This window comes from Flavivirga abyssicola (assembly GCF_030540775.2).
Taxonomy (GTDB): Bacteria; Bacteroidota; Bacteroidia; order Flavobacteriales; family Flavobacteriaceae; genus Flavivirga; species Flavivirga abyssicola.
This window is the reverse complement of sequence record NZ_CP141266.1, coordinates 1,985,777-2,009,712: the sequence shown is the minus strand read 5'-3', so window position 1 is coordinate 2,009,712 and position 23,936 is coordinate 1,985,777. Positions and strand designations below refer to the sequence as shown.

The 23,936-nt window shown below is 32.6% G+C and carries 20 protein-coding genes; 4 read left to right on the top strand and 16 right to left on the bottom strand.

The annotated features are described in order from the left end of the window. Positions 1 to 4: 4 nt before the first annotated feature. From Q4Q34_RS08420 to Q4Q34_RS08370, 11 genes are all read right to left on the bottom strand, one after another. Positions 5 to 1,585 carry a SulP family inorganic anion transporter gene (locus tag Q4Q34_RS08420; RefSeq protein WP_303316819.1) on the bottom strand — a complete coding sequence of 527 codons (1,581 nt, stop codon included), beginning with the start codon at positions 1,583 to 1,585 and terminating at the stop codon, positions 5 to 7. 82 nt (positions 1,586 to 1,667) lie between these two features. Continuing rightward, positions 1,668 to 1,970: a hypothetical protein gene (locus Q4Q34_RS08415; protein WP_303316818.1), complete on the bottom strand. Its 303-nt coding sequence runs from the start codon at positions 1,968 to 1,970 to the stop codon at positions 1,668 to 1,670. Between the two features lie 53 nt (positions 1,971 to 2,023). Then, complete coding sequence (locus Q4Q34_RS08410; protein WP_303316817.1) at positions 2,024 to 2,782, bottom strand: SH3 domain-containing protein; 759 nt, start codon at positions 2,780 to 2,782, stop codon at positions 2,024 to 2,026. Position 2,783: 1 nt separating this feature from the next. Then, positions 2,784 to 4,562 carry a BatD family protein gene (locus Q4Q34_RS08405; protein WP_303316816.1) on the bottom strand — a complete coding sequence of 593 codons (1,779 nt, stop codon included), beginning with the start codon at positions 4,560 to 4,562 and terminating at the stop codon, positions 2,784 to 2,786. Between the two features lie 92 nt (positions 4,563 to 4,654). Continuing rightward, entirely contained in the window at positions 4,655 to 5,494 is an 840-nt protein-coding gene (locus Q4Q34_RS08400; protein ID WP_303316815.1) for a tetratricopeptide repeat protein, read from the bottom strand. Between the two features lie 88 nt (positions 5,495 to 5,582). Continuing rightward, a complete protein-coding gene (locus tag Q4Q34_RS08395; RefSeq protein WP_303316814.1) occupies positions 5,583 to 6,620 on the bottom strand; it encodes a vWA domain-containing protein in 1,038 nt (345 codons plus the stop codon). 69 nt (positions 6,621 to 6,689) lie between these two features. Continuing rightward, positions 6,690 to 7,694, bottom strand: coding sequence for a vWA domain-containing protein (locus Q4Q34_RS08390; protein WP_303316813.1), 1,005 nt, complete (start codon positions 7,692 to 7,694; stop codon positions 6,690 to 6,692). Further along, the gene (locus Q4Q34_RS08385; protein ID WP_303316812.1) at positions 7,694 to 9,373 is read right to left on the bottom strand and encodes a BatD family protein; all 1,680 of its coding nucleotides are present in this window, start codon (positions 9,371 to 9,373) and stop codon (positions 7,694 to 7,696) included. Before Q4Q34_RS08385 ends, Q4Q34_RS08390 begins: the two co-directional genes overlap by 1 nt. 46 nt (positions 9,374 to 9,419) lie before the next feature. Beyond that, positions 9,420 to 10,286, bottom strand: a complete 867-nt coding sequence (locus Q4Q34_RS08380) for a DUF58 domain-containing protein (RefSeq protein ID WP_303316811.1) — start codon at positions 10,284 to 10,286, stop codon at positions 9,420 to 9,422. 103 nt (positions 10,287 to 10,389) lie between these two features. Beyond that, entirely contained in the window at positions 10,390 to 11,391 is a 1,002-nt protein-coding gene (locus tag Q4Q34_RS08375; protein WP_303316810.1) for an AAA family ATPase, read from the bottom strand. Positions 11,392 to 11,579: 188 nt separating this feature from the next. Further along, on the bottom strand, positions 11,580 to 12,689 hold the full coding sequence (locus Q4Q34_RS08370; protein WP_303316809.1) for a DUF4382 domain-containing protein: 1,110 nt from the start codon (positions 12,687 to 12,689) through the stop codon (positions 11,580 to 11,582). A gap of 230 nt (positions 12,690 to 12,919) precedes the next feature. Here Q4Q34_RS08370 and Q4Q34_RS08365 point away from each other — a divergent pair, with 230 nt between their 5' ends. The 3 genes from Q4Q34_RS08365 to Q4Q34_RS08355 are packed head-to-tail and all read left to right on the top strand — an operon-like array spanning position 12,920 to position 15,295. Next, on the top strand, positions 12,920 to 13,672 hold the full coding sequence (locus tag Q4Q34_RS08365) for an SDR family NAD(P)-dependent oxidoreductase (protein WP_303316808.1): 753 nt from the start codon (positions 12,920 to 12,922) through the stop codon (positions 13,670 to 13,672). Between the two features lie 60 nt (positions 13,673 to 13,732). Next, positions 13,733 to 14,122, top strand: a complete 390-nt coding sequence (locus Q4Q34_RS08360; protein ID WP_303316807.1) for a four helix bundle protein — start codon at positions 13,733 to 13,735, stop codon at positions 14,120 to 14,122. Between the two features lie 39 nt (positions 14,123 to 14,161). Next, the gene (locus Q4Q34_RS08355) at positions 14,162 to 15,295 is read left to right on the top strand and encodes an ATP-binding protein (RefSeq protein WP_303316806.1); all 1,134 of its coding nucleotides are present in this window, start codon (positions 14,162 to 14,164) and stop codon (positions 15,293 to 15,295) included. 190 nt (positions 15,296 to 15,485) lie between these two features. Here Q4Q34_RS08355 and Q4Q34_RS08350 read toward each other — a convergent pair whose 3' ends face one another. From Q4Q34_RS08350 to Q4Q34_RS08330, 5 genes are all read right to left on the bottom strand, one after another. Beyond that, positions 15,486 to 17,372, bottom strand: coding sequence for a hypothetical protein (locus tag Q4Q34_RS08350; protein WP_303316805.1), 1,887 nt, complete (start codon positions 17,370 to 17,372; stop codon positions 15,486 to 15,488). Positions 17,373 to 17,445: 73 nt separating this feature from the next. Then, positions 17,446 to 18,636, bottom strand: a complete 1,191-nt coding sequence (locus Q4Q34_RS08345; protein ID WP_303316804.1) for a DUF1501 domain-containing protein — start codon at positions 18,634 to 18,636, stop codon at positions 17,446 to 17,448. Between the two features lie 2 nt (positions 18,637 to 18,638). Continuing rightward, positions 18,639 to 20,018 (bottom strand): DUF1800 domain-containing protein, encoded by a 1,380-nt coding sequence (locus Q4Q34_RS08340; protein ID WP_303316803.1) that lies wholly within the window; start codon positions 20,016 to 20,018, stop codon positions 18,639 to 18,641. 193 nt (positions 20,019 to 20,211) lie between these two features. After that, the gene (gene amaB, locus Q4Q34_RS08335; RefSeq protein WP_303316802.1) at positions 20,212 to 21,765 is read right to left on the bottom strand and encodes an L-piperidine-6-carboxylate dehydrogenase; all 1,554 of its coding nucleotides are present in this window, start codon (positions 21,763 to 21,765) and stop codon (positions 20,212 to 20,214) included. Positions 21,766 to 22,172: 407 nt separating this feature from the next. Then, complete coding sequence (locus Q4Q34_RS08330; protein ID WP_303316801.1) at positions 22,173 to 22,658, bottom strand: CAP domain-containing protein; 486 nt, start codon at positions 22,656 to 22,658, stop codon at positions 22,173 to 22,175. Between the two features lie 103 nt (positions 22,659 to 22,761). Here Q4Q34_RS08330 and Q4Q34_RS08325 point away from each other — a divergent pair, with 103 nt between their 5' ends. Next, positions 22,762 to 23,826, top strand: coding sequence for an isoaspartyl peptidase/L-asparaginase family protein (locus tag Q4Q34_RS08325; RefSeq protein ID WP_303316800.1), 1,065 nt, complete (start codon positions 22,762 to 22,764; stop codon positions 23,824 to 23,826). The last annotated feature ends 110 nt before the right edge of the window (positions 23,827 to 23,936 follow it).

Below are 23,936 nucleotides of genomic sequence, written 5' to 3'. Positions count from 1 at the left end.
AGATTTAAGTTGCTTTGGGTCTCAATTTAAAAAACTCAATAAAGCTTGATGGATTTTCAACCATACCACGTTCTGAAATCAATTTAATATCAATATCTCTTTCATTCGCTTTAAATGCAAAATCTTCTAAAATCTCAATAATATCATTATCTAAATATCTTGTTTTTCTAACATCCAATTCTAAATAGGTATCCCTTGGTAGGCTATCTAATTCTTTAAGGATTGCTCCTTTATTAAAAAACGTAACCTCTTCGGCAAATGTCATTTTTATTTTATGCTTTCCATTACTTTTATCTTCTATATGTAGAAAATGTGAGTTTTGATAGCTTTTAATAAGGATAACGATAATGCCAACACCTAATCCAAGTCCTATTCCATATAAAAGATCGATGAAAACAATTCCCAAAACTGTTACTGTAAACGGTATGGATTGTTTCCATCCTAAATTAAACATTTTTTTAAACAAAGAAGGCTTTGCTAATTTATATCCAACAACCAATAATACTGCAGCTAATACAGATAACGGAATCATGTTTAATAATCTAGGAATTAAAACAACCGAAATTAATAAGAAAAACCCATGAACAATTGCTGACATTTTTGATACACCACCTGATTGAATATTTGCCGAACTCCTAACAATTACTTGTGTTATTGGTAAACCTCCAACTAGCCCTGAAAGAATATTACCTGTACCTTGAGCTAACAATTCTCTATTAGTAGGCGTTACATTCTTGTTAGGATCTAACTTATCGGTCGCTTCTACGCACAGTAAAGTTTCTAAACTTGCTACTAAGGCAATTGTAAATGCAACAATCCATACTTCTGGATTAGTAATAACACTAAAATTAGGAAAACTGAATTGTCCAAAAAATGATGAAGCATCTTCTGGAACTGGCACACTCACTAAATGTGATTGCGATATTGCTAAAACTTCATTTGATGATGTAATAACATAAAAAATAATTCCAACCACAACAGCTACAAGTGGTCCTTGTACTAATTGAAATATCTTTCCTTTTTTAGATAATACTTTATCCCAAAGTATTAAAATAGCTAATCCTATTATACCAATTAAAGCAGAACCTAGCTTTATATGGTTTACAGTACCTATTAGTTCTGAAAAGGTTCCTTTACTGTCTACTTCAAAGAAAAATAAATCACCTTCGGGATTGGCATCATAGCCAAAAAAATGAGGTATTTGCTTTAAAATAATGATAATTCCAATACCTGTTAACATCCCCTTAATTACTGAAGACGGGAAATAGTATCCAATAATCCCTGCTTTTAAAACGCCGAATAATAGTTGAATAGCACCTCCTAATACAACAGCTACCAAGAAGTTTTGATATCCTCCTAAGGTTCCTATAGCTGTTAAAACAATAGCTGCTAAACCTGCAGCTGGTCCGCTAACTCCAATTTTTGAGCCACTTAAAGCTCCAACAACAACACCTCCTATAATTCCTGCTATTAATCCTGAAAAAAGGGGGGCTCCACTTGCTAATGCAATACCTAAACATAATGGTAGTGCAACAAAAAATACGACTATACTCGCTGGTAAGTCATTCTTAATAGTTTTAAACATATTACAATAAATTTTTCTCCTTGATGAAAATCAAAGAGTGATTAAGTTGATAGAATGGCTTTAAAAGCCAATAAAATTTAAATTATAATATGTGTAATTCTGGGGGAGGAGAAATAAGATTTAAATGAGGTTTAGGATAGTTTTTGGAATAATACTCTAAATCATTTTCCGATTCGTTTGAAACAAAATCTAATTCGCTCATATTAAGATCAAAAACCAAAATCTCTACATCTTTATCTTTTTTACCGCCTTTTTCTTCTTCTTCAGATGAAGCAAAAAAGAAAGAGACATCAATAGAATCGTCTACTATAGTAATAATCGTCGGTGCTGTTAAAAACACCAGAAAGATTATTGAAAAGCATACTGCAACTATATTTCTAAACATTCTATTAAAAAAATATGAAAAACAAATATATACTATTTTTTGTTAGCGAAAAGTTAAATATTATTCAGCAACTTTATGTCTTCTGATTTTACCCAGCCCATTTTACCATCAGCAAGTTTGATTTTCTGCCAGTTGTTATACGACTCTAACACCTGTATTTTAGTGCCTTCATGTAATCTAAAAGACTCTTCACTTTTAGGGTTTGGATCGCTTTTTACTTTACTTTCTTGCACAAAAATAATTGCAGGATTATCTTTTTTATCTAAGTTGTATTTATGAAATGCAAATGCAAGTGATACACATAATAAAACTAATGAGGCTAAACTTCCCATAAACGCTAAACGTTTCCTTAACGTTGAATAAGCAAAGTAATAAACGAGCACTAAAATGACAAAACAAAATACCAGACCTACAGCCGTTCTTGCCCAATTATCAAAACTCATCATATTGGTCATACTTTTTATGAGTTTAGAAAATCCAGCTTCTGGAATAACATCAATAGCATCAATGGTCATGTTTTGAGCAAATGACAAGTTATTTTTAATATCACCGTCATCTGGTGCTAATTGCAATGCTTTTTCGTAAAAATAGATACTTGGTGCAATGTTGTTTAGTTTATAATGTGCATTTGCCAGATTAAAATACAAATCGGCCGAATGTTTCCCTGTATCTAAAATAGCATTATAATTATCTATCGCTTCGGCGTATTTACCTTCATTATATAAGGCATTGGCTTTTTCAAATAATGCTTGATTTTGAGAAAAAGCAGTTAAGCTCAACAAAAACGATACTATGTAAAGAACTTTTTTCATCTTAACGTGCTTGTTTATCTATTAAAGAAATTGTTTTTGCTGCCTTTTCATAATCGTCCTGCATTGTAACAATATCTATTGGTGTATATCTTGCTAATTCACAATTTTCTACAATAGCAATAAAATCTTTTATTACTCCGTCATCAACCTGTTTTTCTTTTAGTAAACTATTAATTTTATCTTTACTTAAATCGTTAGTTTCTATATGCAATCTGGCCTTTAAATAATTATGTAATGCTTTCTCCAAGGCTATATAAAAGGCTTCTTTTTTTCCAAGTGATTTTTTAGCATTGCTCAAATACTTCTTTGCTAACCTATCTGCTTTTCTAATTCTATTGCCATATACATCGGCATCTCTGCTCGCTTTTTTCTTACGAACGATTATGGCTAAAGGAATTAGTAAAAAAGGAAATAATAACAGACTCCAAAACAAATTTGTTTTAAAGAAATACGTTGATTTGGTGCTAATAAAATCTGTCTTGGTTTTAATAAAAGCGAATTGATCGTTGTTTAAAACCACACGTTGTTTAGCATTGCTTATTGGGTTTCCATTAGAAGTTCCGCTGGAGGCATTATTTGTAGGACCATTTAAAACATCAATTACAATTTCGTCGGATGATAATCGCTTATAAGTTTCTGTTTTTAAATCGAAATATGAAAAGGAAATACTAGGTATTGGATACTTGCCTTTGTATTGCGGTACAACGGTATAACTATCTGAAATACTTCCTCTCATCCCAGATAGATTTGTTTTTACTTGCTCTTTATGCTCTGGCTCATAAACTTCTAAAGAGCTTGGCAATGATATTTTAGGCAACTTAAAAAGCTTTAGGTTCCCATTTCCTTTAACAGCTACTTTTACTTGAAATGACTCCGATGCATCTAAGACTCTTTTTGAGGTTATGACATCGAGCTTAAAATCACCAACAGCTCCTGCAAAATCTACTGGTTTACCTGCTTCTGGCAATGGCTTAACATGAATTGTCTTATTGCCCGCGGAAACCGTTTTATTAACACGTGTCATTAAAAGGCTTCCAAAAATATCTCGTCTATTGGAAGGCACACGCAAGGCAATATCCAGACTTAGTGGTTCTATATTTAACTTCCCTGTTTTTTGAGGATATAATACTGCTTTTCGTAGCACCAAGAAACGATAGTCTTTTCCATTATAAGTCCCGTTTTGAACTTTTTGTCCTTGTGTATTTATATTTTGACTCCAAAAATCATTATACCTTGGACTGTCTATTTCATTCCAATTGTCAACGGCTATAGTTGGCGATACATATAACTTATAAACAACCGTAATGGCTTCATTTAAATAGGGATTTGTTTTTGAAACTTCTGCTACTAAATGAATGTTTTCTGAAGCTATAAAATTTGCATCATTAGGATCTTTTGGTTTGTCTACAGCTGCAGTAACCTGAATATTTATAGGCAATGTTTTATAGGTTTCACCATCAATAGTAATTGTCGCTTGTTTAATCGTGAAATTACCTCGCTTTTTTGGCGCTAAAAAATAACTATAGGTTTTCTTATAAGTTCTTACACCATTAATCCAAGAATTACTTACGGATTGATTCGGACCACCTACTACTGTGAAATTTGAAAAATTTGGAGGATTAAAGTTATCTCCATCTTTATTCATTTCAAAGTCAATACGCAAACGCTCGTTTATACCTAATTTTTGTTTACTTACTTTCGCTTCAAACTTAACTTGTGCTGAAGCTATACTTGTTGTAAGTAGTAATAATATTATTGATATGTGTTTGATAATTTTCATGATGGTTAACGAACAACGATTAGCGATTTTTGATGTTTGAATTATTGCTTTTCGACGTTTTAATACTAGTAACAAAATCAGATTTCTTTAAATTACCAATCTTTTTCAGTTTTTATTTTTGCACCTTTTTCTTTTACTGCATTCATTTTTTCTTGAACTTTTTGTTCTTGATTATTCATGGCTTCCAGTAAATTCTTTATTTGCTGTGGCGACATCTGTCCAGGTTGAGGCTTAGGCTTTTGTTGTTCTTTCTTCTTATCTTCATCGCCTTTACCTTTATCTTCTTTTTCGTCTTTAGGCTTTCCTTTATCGTCCTTTTCGTCGTCGCCCTCTTTTTTCTCCTCGTCGCCTTTATCTTTTTTATCTTCTTTGTCGTCGCCCTCTTTATCTTTTTTGTCTTCGTTGTCTTTCTTATCCTTGTCGTCCTTATTCTCGTCCTCTTTATTTTCGTCGTCTTTGTTTTCGTCTTCCTGCTTTTTTTGCTCTTCTGCACAAATTTTTGCTATCCCTAGATTGTAACGGGTTTCATTATCTGTAGGGTCGTTTCTCAAAGCATTTTTAAAAGCCTCAACAGCTTCCTTACACTTTTTATTCTGCATTAATATATTGCCGATATTATGATATGCTTTATGCTTCTCTGACTTAGAATTAGTTGCCTTTGCGGCTTGTTCATGACGGTAAAGTGCTTCTTCAAAATTGCCTTCTTTATAATAGGCATTCCCTAAGTTATAAATTCCTGCTACCGTATTTGGTTGCTTTGAAATAGCTTGTCTATAAGCCATTTCTCCAGAAACAAAATCATCATTTATTAAATTATTTCCTTCGTAAACAAAACCATTAGCCTTTTTAAGTGCTAATAGTTGCTCTTTATCTTCTTGTGCAAAAGACATTGAGACCACACATGTTAATAGAATTAATGCTATACGTTTCATTTTTTTTATTTCTAAGATATAAAACCTTAACACTTTTGTTCGTTAAAAATTTTATAAAAGTTTTAAATCAAATCGTTTCACTCGAAAGTTAAAGATTTTCATTAAATAGATTCAACTTCTTTAACCACGATGTTTTACGTTCTAGTAAGAAAACATCTAAAAGCAAAAAGAAAATGCCAAAACCTAAAAACCATTGAAATTGATCTTTAAAATCGGCAAATTGTTTGGCTTCAAATTCTGTTTTATCCATGCTATTTAAAATTTCACGAATACTCTCAACAACATCATTGGTGTTTTTTCCATTTATATAAGCTCCATTGGCTTCTTCCGCAATGGCCATAAGCGTTTCTTCATTTAAACGTGTAATAACCGTTTCTCCTTGATTATCCTTTTTGTAGTTTAAAACAATGCCATTTCGTTTTTCTGGTATGGGTCCTCCTTTTATATCTCCTACACCTATCGTAAATATTCGAATGCCTTCTTCATTAGCTTCCTCTGCTATCGCTGCTGCTTCTTCACTATGATCTTCACCATCCGAAATAATAACAAGTACACGGTTGGTTTGTTCTTCATCATCAAAATACGTTTTTGCCAGTTTAATGGCTTCGTTTATAGCCGTTCCTTGTGATGACAGCATATCGGTATTCATACTTTGCAAAAACATCTTAGCCGATGCATAATCTGTTGTTATGGGTAATTGTGGAAATGCTTTCCCTGCATAAGCTATGATACCTACACGATCACTTGCTAGGTTATTGATGATTTGTGTAACAAGTTGTTTTGATTTTTCTAATCTGTTTGGCGCGATGTCTTCTGCCAACATACTTTTAGATACATCGACTGCAAAAACGATATCTACACCTTCTCGTTTGATTGTTTCTAATTTTGTACCTATTTTAGGATTTACTAATGCTATTGCCAGGCATGCAAAAGCTAAACTTAAAACTCCTAATTTCAAAATAGATTTAAATAGTGATGTATTAGGGCTTAGTTTTTTAAGTAATCTTTTATCAGCAAATTTACTTTGTGCTTTATATTTCCAAAATTGAAGCACCAAAAAGAGTAGGATTATCACAGGGATAACGCCTAATACCCAAAACCATATTTTTTCTTCTAATTGATACATTTATTTAAAATTCCAATATTTAAACCTCAAAGCCTAAGACCTTTATCTTAAGCACACATGCTTCTATGTCTATACAAAACTTCTAAAAACCGTAAAACGTAACAGTATTTCTATAAGGAGCAATAATCCTGCAAATAATACTAATACGCGGTATTTCTCTTCGTAATTATAAAATTTAAACTCTTCTATTTCTGTTTTTTCCAGTTTATTAATTTCATCATAAATTTCTTCTAACTTTCTATTATTGGTGGCTCTAAAATACTTACCTCCAGTAACGTTGGCTATTTCTTTAAGTAATTCTTCATCAATTTCTACTTGAATTCGCCCGTATTGAAATGTTCCATTTGGTAAGATTCCAACAGGAGACAACGCCATTCCATTTGTCCCTAAACCAATTGTATAGGTTTTTATATCATATTCAACTGCCAATTCACTAGCAATTTTAGGGTCGATAAATCCTGAATTGTTAACACCATCGGTCAATAAAATAATGACTTTACTTGTTGCCTTACTATCTTTTAATCGGTTTACTGCAGTTGCTAAACCCATCCCTATAGCTGTTCCCCCTTCAATGATATTATTGTATTTTATACTTTTTAAAGAACGTATTACAATGGCTTTATCACTTGTAATTGGGGTTTTTGTATAACTTTCTCCTGCGTATTCTACCAAACCAATTCTATCGTTTGGTCTGCCTTTAATAAATTCTGCTGCTACTTTTTTTAGTGCTTCTAATCTATTTGGTGATAAATCTTTAGCCAACATACTTGCAGAAACATCTATGGCCATAACGATATCTATTCCTCTTGTGGTTTTTGTTTTTGTTGAAACATCTACTGTTCGAGGTCTAGCTAATGCTGTAATTAATAATGCTAATGCTACTAAGCGCAAAATAAACAATAGGTGCTTTAATTTTGGCAACCATGAGTTAGTAATCTTAAAACCTTTTAAACTTGATATTTTAAGTTCGGCTGTTTGTTTTTTATGCTTTAAGACATACCACAGTATAGCTAATGGAAGCACTAACAATAACCAGAATAGTTCTTTATTTAAAAATTCGATTCCCCCAAACATTATTCTTCTGCTTTTTTAAGTTCTACTGAATTTAAAATTCGCTCTACCATTTGATCTGCATAAACATCATTTTCCTTCCATAAGAGAAGGATCTGTTGTACAACATTTTCTGATGTAAATGCTAAAAGGACATACTTGCCTTTTTCAAATTTATCCGAATTTAGCACTGGCATATCCAAAGTACCGTGAACTTTTAATCCTTCAGCACCATTTGGAGTAACAAATTCTTCATTCTTTGTTATGATATTCTGTGCGCCAGTTCCTTCAATAATTTTAAAACTTCCTTCTATAGATTGTTTTAAATCTATTTTATTTTCACCTAAGTTTTTATACTTAGAAGTAGCAACCACAACATTGAACTTATCAATTAAACTTCCATAGCCAAACATGGCAACTTCAACCTGTTGCGCCATTTCTTCTGGGATTCCAGAATCCATTCTTTTTAAAACTTTTGGTGTAGAAATGGTTATGGGCGGAAATCCATATTCACTGGTAACCCAATCACCTTCTAAAAGCTCAATACTATCATGGCCAATAATGGTATCTTTCACATATTTAAAACCATATTTTATTGAAAAACCTACAATAGTTGCTATTATCAAAAAGACACTTATTGCTACGGTTATAATGATCTTTTTTCGAGTCTTCTTACGCTCCAGTTCTTCTCTGTATTTTTCATCTAAAAGCTTCTCTTCTTCTGTTGGCTCTGGCAACACTTCTTTTACATGATCGATTTCACTATCAATAGTATCTCTATCTAATTCAGCTAAAGCGATATCTGGTGCAGACTTTGCAAACTTTACCAAATCGGCGCGTTTTAGAATACTTTCAATATTTTTAATGGTTTCCTGACTTAAATCAATTTGGTTCCCTTCTTTAAGTAATCGAAGCCTACTAACAAGTTCATCCGTCGTACTTTCTAAAGAATGATCGTATACCTTTTCGTCTAAATATTTTCTAATGATCCCTGTTAATTCTGAATAATATTCTTTTATTTCTGAATGCTCTAAATAATGACTTTCATCTAATTTTTTAAGTGCTAATTTGGCTCTATCATATGGTGGAAGTAATGCAATTTCCTCTTCTTCGGTTAATGGTTTTTTTCTCCAAATAAACCAGAATAGCAAAAATGCTACAACACCAATAATTAGGAGTGTTATCAACAGGTATTTCCACCAATTACTTGATGGCTTTTTAACTTCAATGATAGGTTTAATATCGTATAAACCTTGTTTTGTAGTATCTACAACGATGTTATTAACCTCAACTTTTAGAGAATCGGTAAAAAAAGTTTTATCTCCAATAATTATTTTTTGTCTGGGAATGGTATAAGCTCCTGAATCAAATTGTGTTAAACCATACTTTTTAATAAGGTTGTACTTATCACGCTTTTTTAAAGTATCTATTTCATAGGATTCAATCATTTCCAAAGGCTGAAATGTTTGCCCTTCTGGAAAAACAACCAGACTTGTAGTATCTGCTTCTACCTGAATATGGTATGTAATTTGTTCTCCTATTTTTATAGATGTAGAATCGATTACTGAAGTAACTTGACCAAAGGAGACAAAAGAATACAGAAAAAAGATGCAAGACAAGATCTGCTTACCAAAAAGATAAGACCGATTTGATTCTTGGTTCTTGATTCTTGATTCCTTAATATTTAAATAACTTTTCTTCATTTTAAAGTAGGTTTCGACTGCGCTCAACCAGACACTATTATATTATTTACCCTCTTCTTTTAAAATACCCAAGTAGCTTTTTTACATAACTTTCGTCAACACGACAATCAATTGCTCCTGCTCCGGATTTTGTAAAGCTCTCTTTATAGTAAGCTACTTTTTCCTTGTAAAACTTGCCATAATTTAGCCTTACTTTTTTTGATGATGTATTTACTAACATCAATTCTCCGGTTTCTTCATCTTGCATTTGAACCATTCCTAAGTTTGGTATGCTTTCTTCATGCTTATCATAAACTCGTATACCAGTAACATCGTGTTTCCCAGAAACAATTTTCATTGTTTGATGATAATCATCCGCAATAAAATCAGACAACACAAATACAATGGCTTTTTTCTTCATAACGTTTTGCATAAACTTTAATGCTTCTGCCAAATTCGTTTGCCTACTAGCTGGTTTAAATTCTATAAGTTCGCGGATAATACGAAGTACGTGCGATCGTCCTTTTTTAGGTGGAATATATAGTTCGACGTTATCAGAAAACAAGATAAGTCCAATTTTATCATTGTTTTGAGTTGCAGAAAAAGCCAAGGTCGCTGCAATTTCTGTAACGACTTCGTTTTTAAATTGCTGCTCTGTTCCGAACAATTCAGAACCAGATACATCTACCATAAGCATCATGGTAAGCTCTCGTTCTTCTTCAAAAACTTTTACGAAAGGTTCGCTGTAGCGTGCCGTTACGTTCCAATCTATATTACGAACGTCGTCACCAAATTGATATTGGCGTACTTCACTAAAAGTCATACCTCGCCCTTTAAAGGTCGAGTGGTATTCGCCTCCAAATATATGATCAGACAAACGGCGTGTCTTAATCTCTATTTTTCGTACTTTTTTTAGTAATTCTTTAGTATCCATTCCTTTTTAGTAAACAGTTTACAGTCTCAGTTTGCAGTAAATTATATTCAGCTTTTAGTAATCAGAAAAACTGCTTACTGCCACTGAATACTGTGAACTAGTTTTATGGTACTTCTATCTCGTTTACAATTTTGTTAATGATGTCTACCGAAGTTACATTTTCGGCTTCAGCTTCATAAGTAATACCTATTCTATGTCTTAACACATCATAAACAACTGCACGAACATCTTCTGGGATTACATAGCCTCGACGTTTAATAAAAGCATAACATTTAGCTGCGGTTGCTAAATTGATACTTCCACGTGGTGATGCTCCAAAAGAAATAAGAGGTTTTAAATCTGCAAGTTTATATTTCTCCGGATATCGTGTTGCGAATATAATATCCAGAATATACTTTTCAATTTTCTCATCCATGTACACTTCGCGAACCACTTCTTGAGCTTTTAGTATTTGAGATACGGGAACTACAGGGTTTACTTTATCCCAAGCGCCTTTCAAATTAGCCCTCATAATCATTTGTTCTTCGTCAATTTTCGGATAATCAATAACCGTTTTTAGCATAAAACGGTCAACCTGAGCTTCTGGTAACGGATATGTTCCTTCTTGCTCTACTGGATTTTGTGTTGCCATTACTAAAAATGGCTTATCTAATACAAAGGTTTCATCGCCAATAGTTACTTGCTTTTCCTGCATCGCTTCTAGTAAAGCCGACTGCACTTTAGCGGGTGCTCTGTTAATCTCATCTGCCAATACAAAATTAGCGAATATAGGCCCTTTCTTTATAGAAAAGTCATTAACCTTCATGTTATAAATCAATGTTCCCGTAACATCAGCGGGTAGTAAATCGGGAGTAAACTGTATTCTGCTAAAGCTTCCGTCTACCGCTTGTGCCAGAGTATTTATTGCCAATGTTTTTGCTAATCCAGGAACACCTTCAAGTAAAATATGTCCTCGTCCTAACAACCCAATAAGTAACCGTTCTACCATATGTTTTTGGCCTACAATTACTTTATTCATTTCTAGCATCAGTAAATCAACAAAAGCACTTTCCTTTTCAATTTTCTCGTTAATTGTCTTAATATCAATTGTACCTGTTTCTTGCATCTTCTTTATTTTTTAAAAGCCCGAATATAATAAGCTTATTTGAGCAATGCAAATTGTTAAAATTTTTCTTCTAAACCTGTTAAGAATTGGTTAAAATATTCAACAAACCTAGTTAAGAGTTGGTTAAAAATAAAAGAGCCGTTTCTTTCAAAACTGCTCTTAATATTTATTCCATAAAGTATAAATATTTACGCTTCTGGTAAAGTAATATCTCCTAAATCGTTTATTTGATCTTCTTTTACTTCTTCATTATTTAACTCGACTTTCGCAAGCCCTGATCCATCTGCAGGTGTTAATGTGATTTTGTAAACTCCGATTGGAATATTTTCAAGAAGAAACACACCTTCTTGATTTGTGTTCGCTTGTACCTCTGTACCATCCACTATAACGGAAACAGTTACTTCAATATTTTCATTAAGTATTTTACCTGTAATTACTCCTACTTTTAACGCTAATTGTATGGCAGGTTCTATAACTGTAATTTCTCCATTAACCACTTCTACATCGGAAACAGTTGTTACCTTGTATTTAGAATTTGAATCTACAGGAGTTAGTACAACCTCATAGGTTCCGGTAGGAACTCCCCAGAGCGCAAAATCCCCTTTATAATTAGTGTATGCCGAAATAACTTCATCATCTTCAGTTTCAGATGTTCCTTTAGTGTCTACAACAGATGCTACAGCAGATTCATCAACAGGAAGTACAGATCCTTCTATAATTCCAGAACTCACTTCTGTTGTTACCCTCATTACCGGTTTTAGATTAATATTTCCTGATTTTCCGGCAATTATAACCGATTTGTCAACATCAAAATCTAAAACAAAATCATAAGTAAAACCTTCTTCTATTAACGCATCTACTTTTAGTTTTAAACCCGATTGTTGCGCACTTGGTGTTTTTAAATCATGTGTCTCCCCAACATCCAAATCATTTTTAATAACTATCGTATTATTATCACCTAATACTAGTCTTATTTGTTTTAAAGTTCCTGTGGGAATAGGAAACTTATCGACTAAAACCTCATGAACTCCACCTGTAAGATCAAGTAAGTTTATAACTTTTTTATTTGAGTTAAGTGATATCCATCCATTATCATCATCGCTATTGTCATCCATTTTAATCAAAACATCGACAACTTCAACATTCACTTCTTCAAAATCTCCAGACTCATCTACCAGTTTAATGGAAATAGTTGGAGCTAATAAGCTTGTGTTGTTTGATTCCGAACTATTACATCCAAAAACAAATATTAATATCAAGGAAAAGAGTGATAACTTTAGTTTATTTAAAGTTCTCATATTATCATTCTAATTTTTAAGCTACTAGTTATTCCAATGAATGTTAGATGTCATTAAAAACATCTTTCTTAACACTCGTAACAAACTTATAGTCTAGGGATTAATTATAATTTAAACTCAATAATACGATATTAAACTTGTTTTAAGTATTTTTATACGTGAATTGCTAAAAAAGGCATATAACCTGTAAAAGAGCATTAAAAAATTGTCTTTTAATTATAATTAAGAAAATGAAAAAAACAGCCCTGATTACAGGAGCATCAAGTGGTATTGGTGAGGCAACTGCCTATGAATTTGCAAAACATGGTATTAATTTGATTTTATGTGGCAGGCGTTTAGAACGCCTAAACACCATCAAAAAAGCATTAGAACGATTAACTGATGTTCATTTATTAAACTTCGATGTTCGTGATAAAGCAAAAACACTTCAAGCCATCGAGTCACTTCCAGATGCTTTCAAGAACATTGATATTTTAATAAACAATGCTGGTAATGCTCATGGTTTAGATCCTATAAACGAAGGAAGTATTGACGATTGGGATGCCATGATGGATATCAATGTAAAGGGATTACTCTATGTAAGTAAAGCTGTTATTCCACAGATGACGGCTCGTCAATCTGGACATATTATTAACATAGGGTCTTCAGCAGGCAAAGAGGTTTACCCTAAAGGAAATGTGTATTGTGCTAGTAAGCATGCTGTTTTGGCTATCACAGAAGGTATGCGTATAGATTTAAACCCTTTTGGCATAAAAGTAGGTGCCATAAACCCTGGTTTGGTAGAAACTGAATTTTCTCAAGTTCGTTTTAAAGGTGATAAAATTGCCGACTCTGTTTACAAAGGTTTTAAAGCTTTACAGGCTAAGGACATTGCTGAGATTATTTACTTTGCAATTTCGCGACCTCCTCATGTAAATATTGCCGATTTATTGGTGTTTCCTACAGCGCAAGCTAGTTCCACCATAGTAAAGAAGTCTAATTAAATGTCTTTACTATGATGGAACATTATCTATTATCAATTATTTATTTTTTATTCAAGACCAATGGCACATTACAATTCATTTGAAGATTTGGAGGTTTATAAACAATCTATCATTTTTTGTGATGAAGTATGGAATATCATTATAAATACGAGCTTGAGTAAGGATTATAAGCTACGAGAACAACTAAATGGTTCATCTGGCTCTGTAATGGATAATATTTCTGAAGGCTTTGGCAGGGGTGGCAATAAAGAGTTTATAATGTTCCTTAGTTTTTCTAGAGGTTCTTGTTGTGAAAGCAAATCACAATTATTGAGATGTTATAGAAGAAAGCATATTGACAAGAACACATATCAGAAATTAAATTCTCAAGCAGAAGAGTTGATTAATCAGCTTTCAAAATTCATTAACTATTTAAAATCTTCAAACAGGAAAGGGTCTAAATTCGATTGAGTGAGAATAAAAAATAACAATAAAGAATAGATAATATTAATGATCAACAAACGCCTACTCATAAAACACCTCTTAGCTCATAACGATGAAAACAGTTTTTATGACAAAAAGCGAAAAATAGACATTAGTCATAAAGAAGGAAAAGCCAAGTTTTTAAAACATGTTTGTGCCCTCTCCAATAGTAATCCCAAAAACAACTCTTATATTGTTATTGGTGTTGAAGATGAAGACAATAATATTATAGGTGTTGATTTTTTTGATGATAGTAAAATACAAAACCTTATCAATGCCTACTTAAGTCATCCGCCTATAGTACAATATGAAAACATTCCATTCCCACACCTTCCAGAAGACAAAGTAGTTGGTTTAGTAACTATTAGGCCCACCGGTAAAATTACATCACTTCGAAAAAATATTTGGAAATACTACGGCGGTTCTGTGTTTTTTAGAGATGGTAGTATGAGTATGCCCAAAGTATTTGACATAGAAATAAAAGATGTTAATTCTAAAATTGTTGAAGCGATTGAGAATAACGCACAAAACAATATAGAACATACACTTAATGGTGTTTTCGATTTTATGAATACCCGTAAAGACTATAATGCACAGTACAAAGTTTTTAAAGAATATTTTGTAGTCTGCTGGGCAGGTCAAAAAAAAACTGTAAAAGACGAAGTTTTCTTTTCCAGAGTAGATATTGAATTAATTAATGAGCAAGTGCGATTATTCTTTTCTGCTTTAGACGAAGTCTATATTTCATTTGATGACGAAAGCTTTAAAATTATTGAGTACGTAGATCTAGGGCTACAAAATTCTAGTAAATATTATCAATTAGAAGAAACAACTATTCACTTCGAAAACAATGCAAGTTATAATATAGAAACAACACTATTATTCAAACCTCCTCAATTTGATAAAAAAACATTACATCATATTTATAACGCTAATAATGCCATTTTAGAGAAACTCAAAAAAGGACTAACACTTACAAAAAGAGAAGAGGCAGATTTAAAAAATTTACCAGGAACTTATCTTATATGTTTCCTTAATTCGTTTCAAGAAGCTATGAACAAGCTTCATGAGGCTAAACCTTATTTAAAAGCACATAGTCAAGAACTATATAACCTTTACAAAGAATCACTACGTATTTTAAGAAAGGTTAAATACAGCTAATTAACATTTGTTAATAAATTTGACTTGCAAATTTTGAAATGCAAGAAAAAACATTATTTTTGCACCGCTATTAATCTTTTTAAGAATAACCTTGTTTCTCCCGATTATTTGGTATTGAGGCAAGGTTTTTTCTGTTTTTAACCATTTTTTTAATTATAAATACAACACTAAAAATTACATAAGACTCATATTAATCCTCACAATTCTCACAATAAGTACCTCTTAAATACTCATCAACTAATAACTGAAAAGTAACACCTCCTCCTTCTACGGTATTAAATAATTTACAAAAGCGGGCTTTATTCATATTAATAGCATTTAGTAATATGGTTCTATAATCGTCTTGTTGGGTTAGCTCCCTTTTTACGAGTGTTAAATTCAAATAATAAAACAATAAATCCTCATCAATATCAATGCTTTGTGCTTTCTTTTTTAATAATTCCACAGCCATATCCACATTGGCATAATAGCTAAAAAATTGCGCTAAACTCAAATAATCGTAATCTGATAGATAGAACTTTTTATAGTTATTTTTTATATAGGAAACCGACTTATCCTTGTTCACATAATCTCTTTTACGCATTAAATTTTCTGCTTTTATAATGTGATAATTCACCATCATTCTGGAAATAAGTGAACTTTCAATACCGTAATTTTTTAGGGCATAAATTTGGTTCTTTAGCTTAGTTTCATTGACATCGATAGCTCTAAATCTCCATAATCTAATTTTAATGGCCGCGATGTTATATTTCACCTCTCCGTTTTTCGGCACAAGTTTCTCCAAATCCAAAAGTTCATTATAAACAATAAGCCCTTGTAGTTCATTCAACATATATCTGTATGCCGAATTTTTATTGAAAATTTTGACAAACCTGCCTTGTTTTGGTATCTCCATTCTACGCAATAAATTAGGAGAAACTTCTTTATTTTTTAGTTTCTCGAACAAGGAATTTTGAATTTCAATGGCTTCATCTAAATTTTCAGCCTTTATAGAGGCATTAAATTTCACAATAAGCTCATTGGGTGTCATGGTTTTATATTTATTCTTTTTCTCCAATTCTAACTCCAAAACTGCCTTTCTGTGGTATTGCAAAATAGGCTCCATTTCTTGCGAAAGTGCTCCAACCAATTTAGCTTTTACCAAGTTCTTTTTAAGCTTTCCTAGGTTTTCAAATTTGGTGTCTTTTATATCGTTAAGAAACTCTACCCAATTTTCTGAAGAGGACACTTCAATTTTAATAGTTGGTTTTTGAAATGTTTGTAAAGCCGCAACGATACTGTTGGCACGTTGTTCTTGTAATTCGATATTTCTCTCTAGGCTCCCCTCAACCGAAGAATATGCTTTAATATTTATACTTTTTATATTGAAATCGGTTAAACGTAACGAATCGTATATAGGTTTAATATCCTCCTGTGAATACTCCGATTTATTTTTTTCAAAAGGAATTTTAAATTTCAAGGTTTTACTTCTTAAAATATAACCTTCTTTGGCTGTTAGTTTGATTTGTTTAGTGTTATAGGTTAATGAATCTAAATACATGCCCGTATCTAACAAATCCCATTTATAAGACTCCAAATCATAAACAACGTAATATCTACATAGAGACTTATTGCTTAAAAACAATATGTTGTATTCCTGTTTTTTATTGATATCAGTGTCTGAAATTCTACCCACATGCACTCTAAACGCGTTTCCTTTATGAGGTTTTAATCCACTTTTAAGTTTAGACGCATAAACAGGTTTAAGCAATTTTCCTCTAATTTGAGTAGGCACTACAGATTCCAAATCACAACTATATCGGTCTTTTGCAACCACATCTACAGCAATACCATCCCCCGAATTCTTAAATAGCGTATTAAACCACCTTTTATCATTGATTTGAAAGTAAAGGTTGTTACCCTCTCTTTTAATCGAAAATTTTACCTCTTTGGGCTTTTGTCTGAAAATTTGAAAACAACTTTGGCAATTTTGATTCCGTTCATTTTCAGTTTTTGGAAATTGAATATCGTAAGTGTTTTGTGCATTTATTAGGTAAAAAGGAAATAACAGAAAGACAAAAAAATAGAATGTTTTCATGGAAAATAAGCTTATAGTTTTTATAAGAATAAAACTATTGCGTTTTTCTGACCCAACAAAACATATCGTGCAATTAAATAAAATCTAATTGTTTAAACGATTTATTCAAGATTTTTTCATCATTTACATCTAACCATTTGTTTAAAACTGTTGCATAAATGGTTCTAAAATCTATTTCAAATTTTAAATCTCCGTTGTCATCCAAATCACTTAAACTAGCCATGTTATTATAAAAGCCTTGTTTCTTTAAATGCTCTCCAATAACAAATACATTATTTGCCGTACCATGGTCTGTACCTAAACTAGCATTTTGCTTTACGCGACGTCCAAATTCAGAAAAGGTTAAAATTAAAGTATCCTTAAATGTTCCGTTATCTTTTAAATCTTGAACAAAAGTTCCTATGCCATTAGCATACGTTTTTAATAATCGTTTTTGAGCATTTAATTGGTTTACATGTGTGTCAAAACCATTTAATGATCCATAAAACACTTTTGTATCCAGTCCCGAATTTATAAATTGAGCCATGGTTTTTAACTGTTTCCCAAAAGAATTATTTGGATATTCTTTGCTAGTCGAAACCGTTTTACTCGTTTCATAAATATACTTGGCAGAGGATTCTGCAGCAATCATAGACTTATATAAATAACCTAAATTATGTTCGCTTAAATGTGCATCATTTTGATGGTTATGGATATTCTTGAAATATGGGTCTTTTGATAAGTTATAAAAAGCTTTGGGGTCTTGTGTTGCTATAGCGTTTATAGTGTTGCCTTTCATCGCTAATGATAAGCTTTCATCAATTTCAATAGCACTATGTGGATGTTTTCCGTAGTGATCTAAATATCGCCCCAACCATCCACTCTGCAGATATTTATCTGAATCTGTTCCTGTATGCCAAATATCCATAGATCTAAAATGCGACCTTACTGGGTTTGGATAACCTACATTATTAATAATAGATAAATAACCATCATCATACAAGCGTTTTAAAGGTGCTAGATTAGCATGCAATCCAACGTCATCGTTAAGCTTGATAATATCATTTTTTGAAATTGCCAAAGTTGGGCGTTCCTTGTAATACAAATCATTTCTAAACGGAACCACCGTATTTAAACCATCGTTTCCTCCAGATAATTGTATAATCACTAATCTTTTATAACCTAAATAGCTACTCGTTACTTGTTCAAAAGCTTTTACAAAACTTGGAACAAAAAATAAGCCACTCGCCAAAGATGATCTCTTTAAAAATTTTCTTCTGTCCATAATTAACACATTTGATATTCCGGTAAAGACATTAGTTGTACACAATGTTCCTGTTTGGATACTTTGCTTAATGATTTTAAATACTCACCTGCAGTTTTGTTCATGTCGCAAGCAAGAATATAATTTCCTAAATCGTTTATGTCCACATTTCTAAACTGATTGTCAAAATAATTCCAATCGCTTTCTGTTTTAAAATGTCTTCCAAACCTCTTTTTAAACCCCTGTTTTTTGGTTTCCATAACAGTATCTGATGTTCCTTTTTTAGCTTTAGAAATATAGGCGTTATTCAAAATAAGTGATGGCAATTTTAAACGCATAACTATGGTATTGCTATCAATCCAGTTTCTACCACCTTTCCAACCTGCTACATTTGGTGGGTTTAGTAATATTTGACCTAATAATTTTTGAATGTATAATAACTGTTTCGGGTTTTTAAAGTTTACAGGAACGGTGTATTTTATCCCAATTAAAAATTCGATAGGTGATTTTATTTTTGTTCCTATGTTTTTTTCATCATAAAACCAATTTGAAAGCATCATATAACGCATAACGTTCTCTATATTATAATCTGCATAAAACACATCTACCATACTATTTACATGATTTTCATCTATAATGTCATTAACAAAATAGCGATACATTTTTTCACAGATAAACTTAGCACATTGTTTATTTTCCAGAATGATATTAATAATATCATCACCATCGAAATTTCCTGATCTTCCAAAAAAGGTTTTGGAACCTTCATCATGTTGGCGTTTTCTAAAAACAAAATTTCCTTGTAAATTATGACTATAACCTGTAAATGCTCTGGCACTTTCTTTTATATCATCTTCAGTATAATGTCCAACACCCAACGTAAATAATTCCATAAGCTCGCGCGCAAAATTCTCATTGGGTTTTTGTTTGCGGTTTTGCTTCGTATTTAAGTATTTAGTCATCGCAGCTTCTTTGGAAATAGCTTTAACAAAATCTTTAAAGTTTCCTAAAGCATGTGTTCTCAAGGTATTATGAAATTGTTGACTATATACATAATTATTGTCTTCGCATACAAAATGATTGGCCCAGAACAGTGTCATTTTTTCTCGTAACAATTCTTTTGTACCTGCAAGCCTATCTATCCAAGCCACATTCAATTCCTTGGTTTTTTGTCGACTTATCGTTTGAACTTTTTTGATGTTTTCTCTAGTTTTTTCGTAAGATCCACTTAGTAAATCATCAAGTTCGGAAGTATCTAATTTTAAAGGTGTTATTGTTTTTGAAGCATTAAGTAGGTTATTAACTACAGCTTTTTTATTTTTCCTAGAAAGCTTTTCGAGCTCAGTTGGCAAAATTCCAAAACCAATGCGCCAATATAAATGTTGAACATGTTTAATCTTCATATAAATTGAATTTAAAGGATTATGAGTGTTTTACAATTGCTTTGACTTGAATCAATTAAAAAGGTTTAATCCTTATGCCTCTCCTTGTTTTCATTATGAATATTTCAACTAAGAAATAGATCTTAAAACCAAGATACAAAAAAGCCGTTTCAAATTGAAACGGCTTTTAATCATTTTATATTTTATTTTCGATTTATAAATCAAATTTAATTCCCTGGGCTAAAGGCAACTCTGTTGTATAATTTATAGTATTGGTTTGACGTCTCATATAAATCTTCCAAGCATCAGAACCAGATTCGCGACCACCCCCAGTTTCTTTTTCTCCTCCAAAAGCACCACCGATTTCGGCACCGGAAGTTCCTATGTTTACATTAGCTATACCACAATCTGAACCAGCAACAGATAAGAAACGCTCTGCTTCTCTTAGGTTGTTAGTCATAATCGCAGAACTTAGCCCCTGCGCCACTTCGTTTTGAATATCAATGGCATTTTCAACACCTCCAGAATATTTTAGTAAATACAAAATAGGCGCAAATGTTTCGTGTTGTACAATTTCAAAGTTTGGTTTTGCCTCCGCAATAGCTGGTTTTACATAGCACCCACTTTCGTAACCTTCACCAGAAAGCACACCGCCCTCCACAACAATATTTCCACCTTCGTCAACAACTTTTGTTAAGGCGTTTTCATACATTCTTACAGCATCCGTATCTATTAACGGTCCTACATGATTGTTTTCATCTAGTGGATTACCAATACGTAATTGTTTATAAGCATCTACAACCGCGTTTTTAACCTGATCGTAAATGCTGTCATGAATAATTAAACGACGCGTCGACGTACAACGTTGTCCAGCAGTTCCTACTGCACCAAAAACAGCACCAATAACCGTCATCTTAATATCAGCATCTGGTGTTACAATAATAGCATTGTTACCACCTAATTCTAATAAGCTTTTACCTAAACGCGCAGCCACTTCTTGTGCTACAATTTTTCCCATTCTGGTAGAACCCGTTGCAGAAATTAATGGAATGCGAGCATCCTTGGTCATAAACTCTCCTACTTTATAATCACCATTAATTAAATTGCAAATCCCTTCTGGTAAGTTATTGTCTTTAAAAACCTCAGCTGCAATATTCTGGCAAGCCACACCGCAGATAGGTGTTTTTTCAGAAGGTTTCCAAACACAAACATCTCCACAAATCCAAGCCAATGCTGTATTCCAAGCCCAAACTGCTACGGGAAAATTAAACGCTGAAATAATACCAACTACACCTAATGGATGATACTGCTCGTACATTCTGTGACCAGGACGTTCTGAATGCATTGTTAAACCATGAAGCTGACGCGATAACCCAACTGCAAAATCACAGATGTCAATCATTTCCTGAACTTCGCCCAAGCCTTCTTGATAAGATTTCCCCATTTCATAGGAAACTAACTTTCCTAAAGCTTCTTTCTTTTCTCTTAGCTTTTCACCAAATTGACGCACAATTTCACCACGTTGTGGTGCAGGCATGGTTCTCCATGTTTTAAAAGCACTTGCCGCACTTTCCATAACCTTCTCATAATCTTCTTTAGTAGTCGCTTTTACTTTGCCAATTAATTGACCATCAACAGGTGAATAGCTTTCAATAATATCTCCATGAGAGAAATTATTGGAGCCTGTTGAGCTTCCTTCATTTAAATCTTTAACATCTAGCTGTATTAAAGCGTCATTTATTCCGAAATCAGCAGAAATTACACTCATATATATTGATTTTTTACGAATTATTTAATTTTCCGCAAGATACTTATAAAGTTTATTTTAAATCTCAATTTTTATTATAAAAATTTTCAAGAATATTTTCCAGATACTAAATAAAGCATTAAATCATAGATATTGCAAAATAATACTGGTTATTGAACTCATTTTCGCTTCAATCTAAAAAGTTTAAATGAGTCCAATATCTGAATTTACTATAAAGAAAAATGTCATTCCTGCGACTTGTGCTTAACTTGTTTCAGTAGGGCAGAAATCTTATACATTGAAACTTAATTACTATAAAATGGATTCGTGAGAATTCGTGTCAAAAGTTTTTAGCAACTAGAGAAAATATAGTAAAACATATAGCTTCGACTACATTTGAGTCCAATAAATTTATACCGTATATCTGTTTATTTCTTTAAGAAAAGTTGCGTGAAATAGTAAATTCCCGATTCACTTTTAACAACACTAACACCAATATGCGAAAAGTTCCCTTCAATGTTTTTACGGTGGTCGGTGCTATTTAACCAAGCAGTCATAACTTGTTGGGCAGAAACCTGTTTAAACGCTACATTTTCACCTACACCTCTAGCATTCTCTTCATCAAATAGTCGGTTTGCCCGATAATCAAAATTTTCATGCCCGATGTTTCCTTGACTAATCATAAACATATTGTGTTCTTCTGCTAAGTCTTCCGCCAAAATATTAGTTTCTAAAATTTGTTTTCCGATACTAGACCTATGTTCATTTACTAATTGTAGTATGTTAGTAGCTATATCGGTAACCATTTCCTTTTCGATATCGGCTGCCGAATCGTCTTTTGAACACGCTATGTTACAAGTTAATACGGTAAAAAATGCTAATGCAAGTCCTGTTTTTAATAAAAAGTTTTTCATGAATTATGTGATTTGGGATATTTAAATATACGTTTTATTTAACTTTATGGTTCATTACGAACTTAACCTTAACTTTATTGCTATTAAAACATCATAATTAATCATGAAAAAACTAGCCTATCTAGTTTCGATTTTATTAGTATTTACTTCCTGTAAAAACGAATCGAAATCACCTACTAAAAATGTGCAACAGCACAAAACAAAACAAGCGTTTTCAATAATAATTCACGGAGGGGCAGGTACTATTTTAAAAGAAAATATGTCCACAGAAAAGGAAGCCGCATATAAAGCAACATTAGAAGAAGCAATTAAAGTTGGGTACAACATTTTAAAACATGGAGGGTCTAGTTTGGATGCTGTGCAAAAAACGATTAACGTTATGGAAGATTCGCCTTTATTTAATGCTGGAAAAGGAGCCGTTTTCACTAATGCCGGAACTAATGAACATGATGCTTCTATCATGGACGGAAAAACTTTAAATGCAGGAGCGTCAGCAGGAACAACTACGGTAAAAAATCCTATAAATCTAGCCAGAACCATTATGGACAATTCGCCTCACGTCATGTTATCTGGAAATGGAGCCAATACCTTTGCTAAAGAGCAAGGGCTACAAATGGTTACTCCTGATTATTTTTATACTGAAAAACGTCATAAATCACTTGAAAAAATTAAAGAATCGGAGAAACTTGAATTAGATCACGATAACAAGACTGCCTTCTTCTATGATGAAGACATTAAAGACTCTAAATTTGGAACTGTTGGTTGTGCAGCACTTGACAAAAACGAAAACTTAGCTGCGGGTACATCCACTGGAGGCATGACCAATAAACGATGGGGACGTATAGGAGACTCTCCTATTATTGGAGCGGGCACATATGCAAACAACAGTACGTGTGCCATATCCAGTACAGGTTGGGGTGAGTATTTTATTCGTGCTATGGTAGCTCACGACATATCTGCTCTTATGGAATATAAAGATTTATCTTTACAAGAAGCCGCCAAAGAAGTCATTCAAAATAAACTATCAAATTTAGGAGGCACCGGAGGTATTATAGCTGTTGATAAAAACGGAGATATGGTTGCAGAATTTAATACCGCTGGCATGTATAGAGCAACTATGACTGATAAAGGAGAACTATCAATCGGTATTTATAAAGAAAACTTTTAAGAACAATTTAACTATAACTCAAAATCTAAAGAGTAAAATTTGAACGTAACTAGTTTAACAAGAAACAGCCTACACTTTCTTTTTTCAAGTTATTTTTTCATTTAAAATCA